The organism is Mycobacterium sp. MYCO198283 (assembly GCF_021213805.1).
Lineage (GTDB): Bacteria > Actinomycetota > Actinomycetes > Mycobacteriales > Mycobacteriaceae > Mycobacterium.
The window spans coordinates 13,284-29,013 of record NZ_JAJQJI010000004.1 but is presented as its reverse complement, the minus strand read 5'-3'; the positions used below and the strand labels follow the sequence as shown (position 1 = coordinate 29,013).

General features: G+C 71.2%; 9 protein-coding genes. 1 reads left to right on the top strand and 8 read right to left on the bottom strand.

All coding sequences use genetic code 11. The annotated features are described in order from the left end of the window. Positions 1 to 6 precede the first annotated feature (6 nt). A complete protein-coding gene (locus LV457_RS09115; RefSeq protein WP_232170487.1) occupies positions 7 to 1,584 on the top strand; it encodes a glycoside hydrolase family 13 protein in 1,578 nt (525 codons plus the stop codon). Here the strand turns inward: LV457_RS09115 and LV457_RS09110 are convergent. The 8 genes from LV457_RS09110 to LV457_RS09075 form a co-directional block, all read right to left on the bottom strand. Next, the gene (locus tag LV457_RS09110) at positions 1,577 to 2,218 is read right to left on the bottom strand and encodes a hypothetical protein (RefSeq protein ID WP_232170486.1); all 642 of its coding nucleotides are present in this window, start codon (positions 2,216 to 2,218) and stop codon (positions 1,577 to 1,579) included. The genes LV457_RS09115 and LV457_RS09110 overlap by 8 nt on opposite strands. Further along, positions 2,206 to 2,628 carry an acyl-CoA thioesterase gene (locus LV457_RS09105; protein ID WP_374198781.1) on the bottom strand — a complete coding sequence of 141 codons (423 nt, stop codon included), beginning with the start codon at positions 2,626 to 2,628 and terminating at the stop codon, positions 2,206 to 2,208. Before LV457_RS09105 ends, LV457_RS09110 begins: the two co-directional genes overlap by 13 nt. Beyond that, positions 2,625 to 7,451 (bottom strand): NAD-glutamate dehydrogenase, encoded by a 4,827-nt coding sequence (locus LV457_RS09100; protein ID WP_232170485.1) that lies wholly within the window; start codon positions 7,449 to 7,451, stop codon positions 2,625 to 2,627. Before LV457_RS09100 ends, LV457_RS09105 begins: the two co-directional genes overlap by 4 nt. A gap of 62 nt (positions 7,452 to 7,513) precedes the next feature. Then, positions 7,514 to 9,187: an energy-dependent translational throttle protein EttA gene (gene ettA, locus LV457_RS09095; protein ID WP_232170484.1), complete on the bottom strand. Its 1,674-nt coding sequence runs from the start codon at positions 9,185 to 9,187 to the stop codon at positions 7,514 to 7,516. A 72-nt stretch (positions 9,188 to 9,259) separates the two neighbouring features. Further along, positions 9,260 to 9,736 (bottom strand): single-stranded DNA-binding protein, encoded by a 477-nt coding sequence (locus LV457_RS09090; RefSeq protein ID WP_232170483.1) that lies wholly within the window; start codon positions 9,734 to 9,736, stop codon positions 9,260 to 9,262. A 136-nt stretch (positions 9,737 to 9,872) separates the two neighbouring features. After that, positions 9,873 to 11,864 carry a cytochrome c oxidase assembly protein gene (locus LV457_RS09085; RefSeq protein WP_374198778.1) on the bottom strand — a complete coding sequence of 664 codons (1,992 nt, stop codon included), beginning with the start codon at positions 11,862 to 11,864 and terminating at the stop codon, positions 9,873 to 9,875. Continuing rightward, positions 11,861 to 14,227, bottom strand: coding sequence for a glycerol-3-phosphate 1-O-acyltransferase (locus tag LV457_RS09080; protein ID WP_232170481.1), 2,367 nt, complete (start codon positions 14,225 to 14,227; stop codon positions 11,861 to 11,863). Before LV457_RS09080 ends, LV457_RS09085 begins: the two co-directional genes overlap by 4 nt. Then, entirely contained in the window at positions 14,224 to 15,729 is a 1,506-nt protein-coding gene (locus LV457_RS09075) for an HAD-IB family hydrolase/lysophospholipid acyltransferase family protein (protein WP_232170897.1), read from the bottom strand. Before LV457_RS09075 ends, LV457_RS09080 begins: the two co-directional genes overlap by 4 nt. Between the last annotated feature and the right edge of the window lies 1 nt (position 15,730).

Sequence of the window (15,730 nt, the reverse complement as noted above, 5' to 3'; positions counted from 1 at the left end):
GCCCCGATGAGCACACCCCTGCCCTGGTGGGCCGACGCCGTCTTCTACCAGGTGTATCCGCGCTCGTTCGCCGACAGTGACGGCGACGGGGTCGGCGACCTCGACGGCGTGGCCGCCCGCCTCGACCACCTCGTCGACCTGGGCGTTGACGCCATCTGGTTGAACCCGGTGATGGTGTCGCCGATGGCCGATCACGGCTACGACGTCGCCGACCCCCGCGACGTCGACCCGCTGTTCGGCGGGCTGGCCGCGCTCGACCGGTTGCTGGCGGCCGCCCACCGCCGCGGTATCCGGGTGACGATGGACCTGGTGCCGAACCACACCAGCTCGCAGCACCCCTGGTTCGTCGAGGCGCTCCGGTCACCGCCGGGAAGCCCCGCGCGGCAGCGCTACATCTTCCGCGACGGCGCGGGCGCGACCGGTGAGCGGCCGCCGAACAACTGGCGGTCGGTCTTCGGTGGTCCGGCGTGGACGCGCATCACCGAGGCCGACGGCAGCCCGGGGCAGTACTACCTCCACCTGTTCGACGCCGAACAGCCGGACCTGAATTGGGACAACCCGGAAGTGTTCGACGATCTCGCGGCCACGCTGCGGTTCTGGCTGGACCGCGGGGTCGACGGCTTCCGCATCGACGTCGCGCACGGCATGGCCAAGGCCGATGGCCTGCCCGACATGGACCTCGACGACTCGGACCTGCTGCGGATCTCCGACGACGATCCGCGGTTCAACAACCCGGGTGTGCACGCGATCCACCGCGACATCCGCCGGGTGCTCGACGAGTATCCGCAGGCGATGACGGTCGGCGAGGTGTGGGTCAACGACAACGCCCGCTTCGCCGAGTACATCCGCCCCGACGAGCTGCACCTCGGCTTCAACTTCCGGCTGCTGCAGGCCGACTTCGGCGCCGCGGCGGTGCGGGAGGCTATCGACCACTCGCTGGCCGCGGTGGCGCTGGCCGCCGGCGCGCCACCGACGTGGACGCTGGAGAACCACGACGCCGCCCGCACCGTCACCCGCTACGGCGGCGGCGCCGTCGGCCTGTCCCGCGCCCGCGCCATGGCGCTGGTGATGCTGGCGCTGCCGGGCGCCTGCTTCATCTACAACGGCCAGGAGCTGGGCCTGCCCAACGTCGACCTGCCCGACGAGGTGCTGCAGGACCCGATGTGGGAGCGGTCGGGCCGCACCGAGCGGGGCCGGGACGGCTGCCGCGTGCCGGTGCCCTGGGAGGGCGACGTCCCGCCGTTCGGCTTCTCGACGACCGCCGGCACCTGGCTGCCGATGCCGCCCGAATGGGCATCGCTGTCGGTCGACGCGCAGCGCGGCCGACCGGACTCCACGCTCGAGTTCTTCCGGACGGCGCTGCGGCTGCGCCGGATCCACCGCCGCCCGGGCGGCGAGGTCGCCTGGCGCGACGCTCCGCCGGACTGCCTGGTGTTCGACTGCGGCGGCGTCCGCACGGTGCTGAACGCGGGCAGCGTCCCGGTGGACCTGCCGGCCGGTGACGTGTTGTGCAGCAGCGCGCCGGTGGCCGGCCGGACCCTGGCGCCCGACACGGCGGCGTGGCTGTCGGCCGAACTCAGCTGAGCAGCAGCGGTCCGCCGCGGCGCCGGTACACCGAGCCGAACCGGGCGTCGATCCGCAGCCAGGCCGGCGTCACCCGCACCCGCACGATCTCGTCGCCGGGCGGCAGGAACCCCATGGCGGTGAGCGCGAAGACGCAGCGCATCGGGATGCCCACCTCGTCGTCGGCGCCGCTGACGTGCATGACCTCCTGGTCGAGCAGCGACACCGGCGGGCCGTGTGCGCCGGTGTGCTCCTTGGCGAGCGCCGCCCCCTGCTCGGCGAGTGCGTGCACGGCGCCGGCCGGCACGTCGTCGAGGTGGACGAAGCCGGTGTCGGGTGGCAGCGCGCTGCGCCAGGCGGAGTCCATCGGGAAGCCGGTGTCGATCCAGAGCCGGACGCCGCGGGCGGCCGCGAGCCCGCGAGCCAGCGCGTCGGCGCCGGCACACAGGTCGCCGGGCCGGACCGCGCCGAGCACCACCCGACTGGCCAGCACGTCGAAACCGGTGGCGGTCCAGGCGACCACGGCGGTGTCCGAGCGCCGGCGCAGTCGGATCACGGCGGCCTCGTCGAGCCGCAGCGCCCGCTCGACGAACCGCGCGAGGTCGTCGCGTTGCGCGGCGTCGGCCGGCAGCAGGCCGCGCTCTACCGCTGCCACCGCTGCAGATACTCCCGGTGGCTCGGCGAGAGCCGCACCAGCCGTTGCTCGTTGATGTCGAACGCCGCCAGCTGGCTGTCGGCGATCACGGCGGGGGGCGAGTCGGGGGCAGCGGACACCGACCGCACCTCATAGCCCAGCGTGAAGTCCACGGCGCGCAGGCGTTTCACCCAGATGGTGACTTGCAGGGGCGTGTCGGTCAGCCGCAGCTGCCCCTTGTACTTCACGGTCACCTCGGCGATCAGCAGGCCGACCTCGGTGATCGTCGCGCCGAACGCCTCGGCCAGGAAGGGCACGCGCGCCTCTTCGAGGATGGTCACCATGGTGGCGTGGTTGACGTGCTGGTACATGTCGATGTCCGACCAGCGCACCGGCACTTCGGCGACGAATCCCGCGGCGGCAGTTGTCATGTGGCGTTTCCTGTTCCGCTTCGGGTCATGCTGCGAATCTGGCGGGACGCCACCGACAGCGTCGCGAGGTCGGCGGTGTCGGCGGCGTAGATCTCACGCAGCGTGCGGCGCGCCCGGCCGATGCGGGAGCTGTTGGTGGCCTCCCATTCGGCGATCTTCTCCTCACCGGTCTCGTCGGGCTCGCCCGCCCGCAGCACGTCGAAACACAGCGTCCGCAGCGAGCTGTAGATGTCGTCGCGAATCGCCAAGCGCGCCAACGCATGCCAGCGATCGTCGCGCCGCAGCTCGGAGACGGCCGTCAGCAGCGCGTCGGTGTTGAGGTGATGCATCAGCGCGAAATAGGTGTCGGCGACTTCGGTGCCGTCGCGCTCGGAGATGTCGGCGATCTCGATGATGTCGAGCAGGCTGAACCGGTACAGGCCGACGGCCACCCGGTAGGCGAGGTCCTCGTCGACGCCCGCGTCGGTGAAGTCTCGGGTGGTGTCCTCGACGATGGCGCGGTCGTCGCCGCGCAACCACTCCGGCAGTTTCGGCGTGAGCTCCCGGACCGCGGCCGCGAACCGGTTGATCTCGGCGCCGACCGCGAGCGGCTGCGGCCGGTAGTTGAGCAGCCAGCGGGCGCTGCGGTCGAGCAGCCGGCGCAGGTCGAGCGTCATGCGGTCGGTGATGTCCACCGGCGCACCGGATTCGCGGATGCGCCGCCAGAGGTCGCTGCTCTCGAAGATCGCGTCGGTGGCGACGAACGTCCGGACCGCGTCGACCGACGAGACGCCGACGTCGTCGGTGATGCGGTAGGCATACGTGATTCCGCTGCAGTCGACGACGTCGTTGACGAGCGTGGTGGTGAGGATCTCGCGGCGCAGCTGATGCTGGCGGATGTCCGCGCCGAATTCGTCGCGCAGCCGGGCCGGGAAGTACCGCGGCAGCCGCGACGCGAACACATCCTGGTCGGGCAGGTCGGTGTCGAGCACGTCGTCCTTGAGCGCGAGCTTCACGTGCGCCATCAGCGTCGAGAGCTCCGGGGACGTCAGCCCGATGCGCTGTTCGGTGCGGCGGCGGATCTCCTTGGGCGACGGCAACGCCTCCAGCTCCCGGTGGAGCCCGCGCTGTTCCTCCAGCTCGCGGATCTGGCGGGCGTGCACCGACAGCAGGCTGGCGGCGTTGGCGCGGCTGGTGCCCATCAGGTCGTTCTGCCGGACGTTGTCGGACAGCACCAGGTGCGCAACGTCGTCGGTCATCGACTCGAGCAGCTCGGTGCGGTCCTCGGCCGCCACCTTGCCGGCGGTCACCAGCGAGTCGACGAGGATCTTGATGTTCACCTCGTGGTCCGAGCAGTCGACGCCGGCCGAGTTGTCCAGCGCGTCGGTGTTGATGTGGCCGCCCGCGAGGTCGTACTCGACACGGCCGAGCGGCGTCACCCCGAGGTTGCCGCCCTCGCCGACCACCTTGGCCCGCAGGTCTTTTCCGTTGACCCGCACCGCGTCATTGGCGCGGTCGCCGACGTCGGAGTTCGGCTCGGTCTCGGCTTTGACGTAGGTGCCGATGCCGCCGTTGAACAACAGGTCGACCGGGGCCAGCAGGATGGCCCGCACCAGCTGCGGCGGCGTCAGCTCGGAGACGTCGTCGGCCAGCCCCAGCGCGGTGCGGATCTGCTCGGTCAGCGCGATCGACTTGTGCTGTCGGCTGAACACGCCGCCGCCCTCGCTGATCAGCGACGTGTCGTAGTCCTCCCAGCTCGACCGCGGCTGGTCGAACAGCCGCTTGCGCTCACGGAACGACGCGGCCGCGTCCGGGTCGGGGTCGAGGAAGACGTGGCGGTGGTCGAACGCCGCGACGAGCTTGATGTGCTCCGACAGCAGCATCGCGTTGCCGAACACGTCGCCGCTCATGTCGCCGATGCCGGCGACGGTGAAGTCGTCGCGCTGGGTGTCGACGCCGAGCTCGCGGAAATGGCGTTTGACCGCCTCCCAGGCGCCCTTGGCGGTGATGCCCATCGCCTTGTGGTCGTAGCCGACCGACCCGCCGGAGGCGAACGCGTCACCCAGCCAGAACCCGTAGGACTGGGCGACCTCGTTGGCGATGTCGGAGAAGGTCGCCGTCCCCTTGTCGGCGGCCACCACCAGGTAGGCGTCGTCCTCGTCGCGGCGCACCACCCGCTGCGGGGCGACGATCTCGCCGGTGCCCTTGTCGACGTTGTCGGTGACGTCCAGCAAACCGGCGATGAACCTGCGGTAGCAGGCGACGCCCTCGTCGCGGGTGGCCTCCCGGTCCGCGGCATCGTCGCCGGTGAGCATCGGCGGCTGCTTGACGACGAAGCCGCCCTTGGCGCCCACCGGCACGATGACGGCGTTCTTGACAGCCTGGGCCTTGACCAGCCCGAGGATCTCCGTGCGGAAGTCCTCGCGGCGGTCACTCCAGCGCAGGCCGCCGCGGGCGACCGGCCCGAACCGCAGGTGCACCCCCTCCACCCGCGGCGAGTAGACGAAGATCTCGAATTGCGGTCGCGGCAGCGGAAGTTCGTCGATCAGCCCCGGGTTCAGCTTGACGGCCACCACGTCGAGTTCGCGCGCCGATCCGGTGCGGGTGACGAAATAGTTGGTCCGCAGCGTCGCCTGGATCAGCGACGCGAACGCCCGCAGCGCGCGGTCGGTGTCGAGGCTGGTCTGGGCGTCGATGTCCTCGGCGACCGCATCGGCGGCGGCTTGGGCGTCGTGCCGCTGCGCCTGTTCGGGGTCCGGGTCGAACAGCGCCTCGAACAGCGTGATCAGCGAGCACGCCGTGCGGGGGTTGGCGTTGAGCACGTTCTCCAGGTGGGTCTGGCTGTAGGGGAACCCGGTCTGCCGCAGGTATTTCGCGTAGGCCCGCAGCACCGTCACCTGCTGCCAGGTGAGGCCCGCCCGCATCACCAGCTCGTTGAAGTGGTCGATCTCGACGCGGCCGTGCCAGATCGCGGTCACCGTGTCGGCGAACCGGCGCGCGAGCTCGTCGGCCCCGGCGCCGTCGTCCTCGGGCAGCTCCGGCATCGTCGGGTGCGGCGAGATGCGGAACTGGTAGATCCAGGTGTCCAGCCCGTCGGGTCGGGTGACGGTGAAGGGGCGTTCGTCGAGCACCACCACCCCCATGGACTGCAGCATCGGCAACAGCTGCGACAGCGACGCCGACCGGCCGCCGAGGTACCAGGTGAGCCGCGCGACGCCGTCGCCGTCGCCGGGAGATCCTTGGCCGTCGCGTCGCGTGCCCCCGGCGAACTCGAGGTGCACCGCGCCGTCTTGCAGCTCTTCGATGATCGCGATGTCGGCCAGCGCGGCGGCGGGCTCCACGGCCTGCTTGTACGCCTCGGAGAAGGCGTCGGCGTAGTGCTCGGCGACGCGGCGCTCGATCCCGTCGGCGGTGTGCGCCTCCAGCAGCCGGTCGGCCCAGGTGCGGGCGGCCTCGGTGAGCAGCTGCTGAATGCGCAGCCGGTTCCCGTCGGACGTGTCGACGTCGCCGGGGCCGCTGCCCGGCGGCAGCCGGACGGTGAAATGCACCGCCGCCCAGGACGATTCGCTCACCCGCGCGGTGTATTCGATGCCGGTGCCGCCCAGCTCCGCGACGAGGATGTCCTGCATGTGCAGCCGCACGGCCGTGGTGTAGCGGTCGCGCGGCAGGTACACCAGGCACGACACGAAATGTCCGAGCTGGTCGGACCGCAGGAACAACACGGTGCGGCGCCGCGAGCCCGGTTCGGCGAGTGCGGTGGCCATCGCCAGCACGCGCTCGTCGGACAGCGAGAACAGCTCGGAGCGGGGAAAGGTCTGGATGACGTCCAGCAGCAGCTGCCCCGGCAACGCGCTCTCGTCGAGCCCCGAGCGGCGCAGCGCGGCGCGCACCCGGCCGGCCACGACCGGGATGTCCAGCACGTCGGTGTTCGCGGCGGCGACGGTGAACAATCCGACGAAGCGGTGTTCGAGCGCGGCGTCGCTGGTTTCCTCACGGACGACGACGACGTGCGGGAAGGTGCCGTAGCGCAGGAAGCTCGGAATGGTCGCCTGCACCAGCACCAGCACGTCGCCCGGACCGGTCAGTGGCGGGAAGACGTCCCGCCGGTGCCGCAGCACGCCGAGCCGGCTGGCACCGTCGACCACCGCCTCCCCATCGGACACCGTGCAGCGCTGATAGCCGGTGAGCACGAAGTTGCCGTCGCCCAGCCAGCGCAGCAGTGCCGCCACCTCGGCGCGGCTGGGCCCGTCGGAGTCGCCCTCGTCGGGGCCGGCGTCGAGCGTGTCGGCGACCGCGTGCAGCGCGTCGCGCATCGCGGTCGTGTCCTCGCCCACCAGGCGCGCATCGGCCAGGACGCCGGGCAGCTCCCGCGCGGCGGCGGCGGTGGCGTCCGGATCGGCCCCCGGCGCCAGCTGGACGTGGATCCACGCCTCGGCGTCACCGGGTCCGTCGGCGTCGAGGTCACGCAGGGCGCCGTCCTCGTCGCGGTCCGCGTGCAGCACCGGGCTCATCGTCGCGACGTAGGGCACCCCGCGCCGCTGCAGCAGCACGGTTACCGACTCGACCGCCATCGGCGAGGCGTCGGTGACGATCTGCAGCGCCGGCCCGAACCCGCTGTCGTCCCCGCGGACGGCGACGAGCGTCTCGCCCGGTTGCCGCCGCTCCCCCAGCTGGCGGTGCGCGTCGAGCAGCCGCGGTGACGCCTGCGGCTGCCCGTCCCCGCCGTCGGCGGTCAGGTCGTCGGCGTCGGGCGCCGCGTCCTGCGGCCCGCGGTAGGAGTCGGTGTACGCCGCGACGAGCCCCGGGCGCAGCCGACGATCATGGGTCTGCCGGTCAACCGTCATGCCTGGCGCTCCTGTGGTGCGGCGGCGTGCCGGCGTCGTCGCCGGGCACGCAGCCGACAACACTAGTCGCGGGTCAGCCTGCGGTGGGTGACTCGGTGCGGGCGGGCCGCCTCGGCGCCGAGCCGCTCGACCTTGTTCTCCTCGTAGGCACCGAAGTTGCCCTCGAACCAGAACCATTTCGCCGGGTTGCTGTCGTCACCCTCCCACGCCAGGATGTGCGTGCAGGTGCGGTCCAGGAACCACCGGTCGTGGCTGATCACCACGGCGCAGCCGGGGAACTTCTCCAGCGCGTTCTCCAGGGAGCTCAGCGTCTCGACGTCGAGGTCGTTGGTGGGCTCGTCGAGCAGGATCAGGTTGCCGCCCTCTTTGAGCGTCAGCGCCAGGTTGAGCCGGTTGCGCTCGCCACCCGACAGCACGCCCGCCGGCTTCTGCTGATCCGGGCCCTTGAACCCGAACGCCGACACGTAGGCGCGCGACGGGATCTCGTTCTGCCCGACCTCGATGTAGTCCAGGCCGTCGGAGACCACCTGCCAGACGGTCTTCTTCGGGTCGATGCCCGCGCGGCTCTGGTCGACGTAGCTGAGCTTGACCGTCTCGCCGACCTTGACCTCGCCGCTGTCGGGCTGTTCAAGCCCGACGATGGTCTTGAACAGCGTGGTCTTGCCGACGCCGTTGGGGCCGATGACCCCGACGATGCCGTTGCGCGGCAGGGTGAAGGAGAGGTCCTTGATCAGCGGCCGGCCGCCGAAGCCCTTGTCGAGGTGGGAGACCTCGACCACCACGTTACCCAGCCGCGGGCCCGTCGGGATCTGGATCTCCTCGAAGTCGAGCTTGCGGGTCTTCTCCGCTTCGGCGGCCATCTCCTCGTAGCGCCCCAGCCGCGCCTTGTTCTTGGCCTGCCGGGCCTTGGCGCCCGAGCGGACCCACGCCAACTCCTCCTGCAGCCGCTTCTGCAGCTTGGCGTCCTTGCGGCCCTGCACGGCGACCCGCTCGGCCTTCTTCTCCAGGTACGTGGAGTAGTTGCCCTCGTAGGGGTAGGCGCGGCCGCGATCGAGCTCGAGGATCCACTCGGCGACGTTGTCCAGGAAGTACCGGTCGTGGGTGACGGCCAGGATGGCGCCGGGGTAGTCGGCCAGGTGCTGCTCCAGCCACAGCACGCTCTCGGCGTCGAGGTGGTTCGTCGGCTCGTCGAGCAGGAGCAGGTCGGGTTTGCTCAGCAACAGCCGGCACAGCGCGACCCGCCGCCGCTCACCGCCGGACAGGTGTGTGACCGGCTCGTCGGGCGGCGGGCAGCGCAGCGCATCCATGGCCTGCTCGAGTTGCGAGTCGATGTCCCACGCGTCGGCGGCGTCGAGCTCCTCCTGCAGCCGGCCCATCTCCTCCATCAGCTCGTCGGAGTAGTCGGTGGCCATCAGCTCGGCGACCTCGTTGTACCGGTTGAGCTTGCCCTTGACCGCCACGCCCGCTTCGACGTTCTCGCGGACGGTCTTGTCGTCGTCGAGCTGCGGTTCCTGCATGAGGATGCCGACCGTCGCACCCGGCTGCAGGTAGGCGTCACCGTTGTTCGGCTGATCGAGGCCGGCCATGATCCGCAAGACGCTCGACTTGCCGGCACCGTTCGGTCCGACCACGCCGATCTTCGCGCCGGGGAGGAAGTTCAGCGTGACGTCGTCGAGGATGACCTTGTCGCCGTGCGCCTTGCGGACCTTCCGCATCGTGTAGATGAATTCAGCCATGCCGCGTCTGACACCTTTCTGGTCGCGGGCGGGGAAATGCTCGCGGACCATCCTAGGCGCGGCCTCGCGGGGTCAGGCCGACAGCGGCAGCGGCCCGGTCGAGTCGACGGGCTCGTCGACGTTCTCGGCGCCGTCGTCGGCCGGCGCCGCGGCGGGAGTCTCCGCGGTGGCCGCGATGCCCGGCTGGTCGCCGCGGCGCACCGGCACGATCTGCACGATGCTGCGCGCGAGGTCCGGTCCGACGGCGGTCGCCCGGATCTCCACCGTGGAGCGCCGCACGCCGTCGCTGCCGTCGTACTCGCTGGTGTAGACGTGGCCGACGACGATCACCGGCGACCCCTTGCCGAGCGCCGCGCCGCAGCCGGTGACCAGCCGGCCCCAGCAGTTCACGGTGACGTACAGCGAGTCGCCCGCCTCCCACTCGCCGTCGGCGGTGCGGCGGCGGGAGTTGCTCGCGACGCGGAACTTGAACAGCTCGGCGGCGCCGACGTGGCGGCGGACGGGGTCGGTGACGATGGCGCCGACGACGGTGATGGGTGTCTCGAACATGGCGGTGCTCCTGTGGTGGGGGTGGCGGCGGAAGCCGTCGTGCTTGTCAGGAGCCATTGACCGCCTCGGCACCGACAGCAGCGGGTCCGCGGGGACGGACGGAGCGCCGGCCTGTGGAGGAATGCGCGGCTGGGGATCAGTCGCCGCCGCGGCGGGACAGCTCGGCGAGCATCGCGTTGTACGCCGCGAGGTCGGCGTCCTCGTCGCGGTCGGCGGCCCGGTCGGTGCGGCGCGCGATCCGGTCGTCGCTGCGCCGCCACTGGATGAGCAGCGCGATCAGCACCACCATGAGCGGCACCTCGCCCGCCGACCATGCGATCGCCCCGCCCAGGCGCTGATCGCCCAGCAGGTCGGTGTGCCAGCCCAGCTGCAGCGACCGGTAGAACGGCTCGGCGAGCACGGTGTCGCTGCCCATCAGCACCACGCCGAAAAACGCGTGCAGCGGCAGCGACGCGAAGACCATGCCGATCTTCGCCAGGTGCGGGAGCGGCCGCGGGGTGGGGTCGATGCCGATAACCACCCAGTAGAAGAGGTAGCCGCTGAGCAGGAAGTGCGCGTTCATCGCCAGGTGCGCGGCGTGGCCGTCGGCCGCGGCGTCGAAAATCCCGCCGAAGTACAGCGCGTAGAAGCCGACGACGAACAGCACCGTCGCGACCACCGGATGGGTGAGCGCCCGGGACACCCGCGAGTGCAGCGCCAGCAGGATCCACTCGCGCAGTCCGGCCGGTTGCCCGCGGCCGGCGGCCGGCAGCGCACGCAGCGCCAACGTCACCCCGCCGCCCAGCGCCAGCAGAATCGGCGCCAGCATCGACAGCAGCATGTGCGCCACCATGTGCATGCTGAACATCGCGGGCATGTAGCGGCCGATGCCGCTGGAGGTCGCCACCAGCACGGTCGCGCAGCCCAGCAGCCAGGCCGCGGTCCGGCCGACCGGCCAGGAGTCGCCGCGGCGCCGCAACCGCCACACGCCGGCCAGGTACAGCCCGGCCATGACGACGGCGGCGGTGCCGAAGATGAGGTCGAACCGCCAGTCGAACAGCACGCGCGCGACGGTGGGCGGGCCGGCGAAGTCGTACCCGATGGCGACCTCGGTCACCGACGGATACCGTCCCGTCGCCGGCGGCGGAGTGCGGCCCAGTCCGACGGCGATGCCGAAGGTGATCCCGAAGATCACCGCCTCGAGCAGCGCCAACCGCAGCAGCGCGCCGCGATCGGTGCCGTCGTCGCGCAGCGCGGCCACGCCCCGGCGCCGCTGCTGCCAGCCGAGCACGCCGAGCAACACGAAGGCCGCCGCCTTGGCGAGCACCAGGCGGCCGTAGGCGGTGGAGAGCAGCTCGGCCGGTGAGATCCGCACGAGCGCGTTGATCACGCCGCTGCCGGCGATCGCGACGAAACACCAGCCCGCCAGGATCGAGAACCGCCGTGCGGCCAGGTGGCCGTCGCCGAGTCCGCGCCAGGTGTGCGCCAGCAGCGCGAGCAGTCCGCCGGCCCACAGCGCCGCCGCGACGAGGTGGATGAGCAAGCTGTTGGTGGCGAGGTCGTGGGCGCCGCCCGACGACGAGTGCCCGCTCAGCGCGAGCGGGATCAGGCTCGCCAGCGCCCCCGCGGTGAGCACCGGCGTCAGCGTCCACCGCAGCACCGGGAGGCTCACCAGGGCGACCACCGCGGCGATCACGGCGGTCCACCGCCAGGCGCCGGCCACCTCGACGATGCCGGCGAGCGACCACAGCTCGACGGGATCGAGCATCGCCGTGAACGGCCGCCCGGACAGGTCGGACAGCGTCAGGGGCACCAGCAGCGCTGCGCACACCGCCCACACCCCGGACGCGACGGTGCCGGCGCGCAGCGCGCGGTATCCGGCGGCGTCCAGCACGCCGCTTTGTTGTGGCGCGACGAGGAACGCCGCGGCCAGGAACGATCCGACGGCGACGACGGCCGCGATCTCCCCCGCCGCCCGCACGAACGGGAGCCCGTAATTGGTGACGGGCCCGGGCGAGGGCAGGCCGGTCGCGGTGAGTGCGTCGGCCAGCGACAGCGCACCGATGGCGGCGGCCGTCACTCCCGCCAGGACGGCGACGCCCAGCAGCAGCGGGGCCGCCGGCCGGGTGCGCGTCGGAGCGAGGGTCACCACTCCAGGGTAGGGATGCGGCCCAGGCGGGCCGCTTCGCGCTCGGCGAACTGGGTGCGGGCGAGCTGCTCGATGTCGTCGACGTCGGCCATGATCGTGCGCAGCTCGGCGAGGAACGCCCGCCGGCGTTCGGCGAGGTCCGGCGCCGGCGTCAGCAGACCCTGGTCGGCCACCACCTGCCGGGCGGTGGCGAACAGCAGCGCCGACACCGACTCGTTGCTGCGCACCCGCCCCTGGGCCAGGTACTGCTTGCCGAGCCCGAGTGCGACGCGGGTGAGCTCCTTGTCGTCCACCTCGGCGTCGGCGTCCAGGAGCGCGTCGGCGACGATCGCGTAGGACTCGAAGAAGGTGCGCAGCATCGCGTGTGCCATCAGCGGCTTCTTGGCGTGCAGCAGCTCGCGGACCTGGTCGCCGCCCGCGCGCACGTGGCGCTCCCAGGAGGCCTGCCAGTTCATCTCCTCGGCGAGATTGGCGCGGAACTCGCTCGACTCGGCGAAATAGAACTCGAACTTCAGCAGGTCGCGGATCCGCATGGCATGCGCCCAGAACGCCGCCACCCGGTCGCCGTCGGCGCGCGCGGCATGGGCCAGCGCCAGCTCGACGATGGACGTCTCCAGAAAGGCGTGGATGACCGAGTTGCGGTAGAAGGCGGCCTCGTGCTCGTGCTGCGGCAGCACCTGCCACACCGTCTCGCGGCCCCCGTCGACGCGGGTGACGGGATGGCCGCCCGACAATGCGTCCACCGCGGCGCACACCCCGTCGGTGGTGCGCAGCCGTTCGGCGCTGGCCGTCAGCGGCGTGTGCTTGCGCTCGAGGTAGTCCAGCGAGTCCTGCAGCGTGTGGTGCAGCTGTTCGAGCGTCAGCCCGACGCCGCGGGTGCTCAGCAGCAGCGCCGAGAGCAGGGCCGTGGCGTTGACCGGGGTGGCGCGCTGGATGCGCCACGCGACCTCGAACGCCATCTTCTGCATGGCGAGGCGTTTGGCGGCGGGGTCGGACGCCAGCGGGCCGTGCGGCGCGCCCAGGTACTGCCGCATGGACACCGCTTCGGGGAAGCGCACGTGGATGCGGCCGAAGTTGCGGTCGCCCTGGGCCTTGATGAATTTGTACAGCCAGCTCGGACCCTCGGGCGTCTTCTCGCCGCCGCGGGCGTAGGCGGCGTACTCGGCGGTCTCGTGCAACTGGTCGAAGCTGATGCTCACCGGCTGCAGCAGGATGTCGTCGGAGCGGCCGTCGAGGTAGGCGTCGGCGACGTAGCTCATCAGTCCGAGCTTGGGCGGCAACATCTTTCCGGTCCGCGACCGGGTGCCCTCGATGGACCAGCTGAGGTTGAACCGCTTCTCGACGATGTAGCCCACGAACTGCCGCAGCACGTATTTGTACAGCGGGTCGTCGAGCTTGCGGCGGATGAAGATGACGCCCGAGCGCCGCATCAGCGGCCCCATGAAGCCGAAGGACAGGTTGATGCCGGCAAAGGTGTGCACGGGCGGTAACCCGTTCTCCTGCATCGCGACCGGCACGATCACGCCGTCGAGGTACGACCGGTGCGAGAACAGCAGCACGGCGGGATAGCGCTCGAGCGCGTGTCGCATCGCCTCGATCTGTTCGCGGTCGTAGTCGATGTCGGGGTCGAAGCCGCGGCTGAAGATCGCGCGGCCCAGCGTCGGGATCAGGTCGACCGAGAAGCGGCTCCAGCCGGTGCTGAGCTCGTCGAGCATCTCGCCGGCCTTTTCCAGCGTCGCGCCGGGGATCTCGGCGAGACCCTCGCGAAAGCGTGTCGACGCCAACAGTTCCGGCTTGATCAGCCGCGGCGACTTGTACTCCGGCCCGAGCAGTCGCAGCTCCACGCGCTCGATGGCGAGTGCGGCGCGGCGGAGCACGAATCGGGCGAAATCGCGCGGGTTCTCGGCGACGGTGGTGTCGTGCCACTGTTGGCGCAGCTCCGAGACTTTCGCGGGTTCGCCGGCCACCACCACCGCCCGCGACGGGTCCCGCTTCAAGATCCGCGACTGCAGGATCTCCGGCGGCCGGTAGGTGTCGCGGCCGGAGATCAGCGCCGCGATCTTCGAGCGCGTGGGCAGCCCACCGGGTCGCCAGAACACCCGCACCGGCACCACCAGCCGGTCGTCGTCGGCCTCCAGCAGCCCGACGAGCTGCGCCAGCACACCGGGCTCGGGATCGTCGTGCGGCAGCTCCAGCACTTCGACCGTCGCGTCGGGGTGGTCGCGGCGCTGCTGCGCCAACCAGTCGGTCAGCAGGTGGGCCTCGGCGACTGACGACACCGAGGCGAGCACCAGCGCGTCGTCCTCGGCCGTGAACGGCGTCACCGAGACACGCCCCGTCGCTTCGCTCGCCCCGCCTGTCATGTGCGCCCCTTTCCGCCGGACCGCTTGGCGCTCGACCGTTTCCGGGGGGCGCGTTTCGGTGCGGCCGGCCGGTCGTAGATCGGGTGGCGGACGTCGTCGTCGGTGAGCGGCCACGCCCGCAGCGTGTCGAGGTAGAGCTGGCGGACGTCGGCGATGCGTTCCGTCAGGTCGTCGGGGGTCCAGTCGGTCACCGGAAGCGGCGGGAACACCGCGACGTCGACGGTGCCGGGATGCAGGGTCGAGGAGTCCCGCGCCGCGATCACCTCCGCGTTGCGGATGACGATCGGCACGATCGGGATGCCCACCGACATCGCGATGCGGAAAGCACCTTTCTTGAACGGCCCGACCTCGGTGGTGTCCAGCCGCGTTCCCTCCGGCGCGATGACGATCGAGATGCCTTTGCGGGCAAGCTCTTCCACCTTGTGCAGGCCCTCGACCGCCGCCGCCGGGTTGTCGCGGTCGATGAACGCGGCGTCGATGATGCGGCCGAGATTGCCGACCAGCGGGTCGGATTCGAGCTCCTTCTTGGCGACCGACGTGAAGTTGTCGCGGACCAGGCTGCACGCGATGATCGGGTCGAAATTGTTGCGGTGGTTGAACAGGAACACCGCGGGCCGCTGCGCCCACAGGTTGTCCTCGCCGACCACGTTGAGCTTCACACCGCCGGCCGCCAGCAGCAGGTGCGGCCAGTTCGACGTGAAGAAGTTGACGCCGCGGCGCCGGTCGCCGGCGAGCAGCCCGACGCCGACGGCGCCGGCCGCGACCGGCAGCAGCGAGCCGACCCCGGCCAGGGTGCGCAGCTGGCCGAAGAGCCCGCCGCCGCCGCGGCTCGTGAACCGCAGGATCGGCCAGCCCCGCTTGCGGGCGACCGCCGCCATCTTGCCCTCGGGGTTGGTTGGCCGGGGATTGCCGACCAGGTACATCAGCGCGACGTCCTCGTCGCCGTCGGCGTAGAAGTAGCTGTCGCGCAGGTCGATGCCGTGGTCGGCGGCGAACGCCTGCACCGCGCTGGCCTTGCCGGGTCCCCACAGGATGGGCTTGACGATGTTGCCGGTCAGCACACCGTTGTCGTCCACCTCGAAACGGTTGGTCAGCGTGTTCGGGATGCCGAGGAACCGGGCGACGGGCTCCACCTGGATGGTCAGCGCCGACGAGCTGAGGACGACCGTGTGTCCGCGCGCCAGGTGAGCGCGCACCAGCTGCCGCATCTCGGGATAGATGCGTTTCTCCACCTGCTGGCGGAACAGCCGCTCGCCGATCTCGTCGAGGTCGCTGAGGTGGCGGCCGCGCAGCGCGGCGGCGACCTTGGTGATGAGCCCCTCGAACTCCAGCCGGCCCAGCTGGTGGTTGAGACCGGCGAGGATCATCGTGATCAGTTCGCCGACGCCCATGTCGCGGCGCCGGAACCGGTCCTGGGTGAGCATGACGCCGGTGAACCCGGCGACGAGCGTGCCGTCCATGTCGAAGAAGGCCCCGATGTGCGGGCCCTCGGGGCTGGCCATG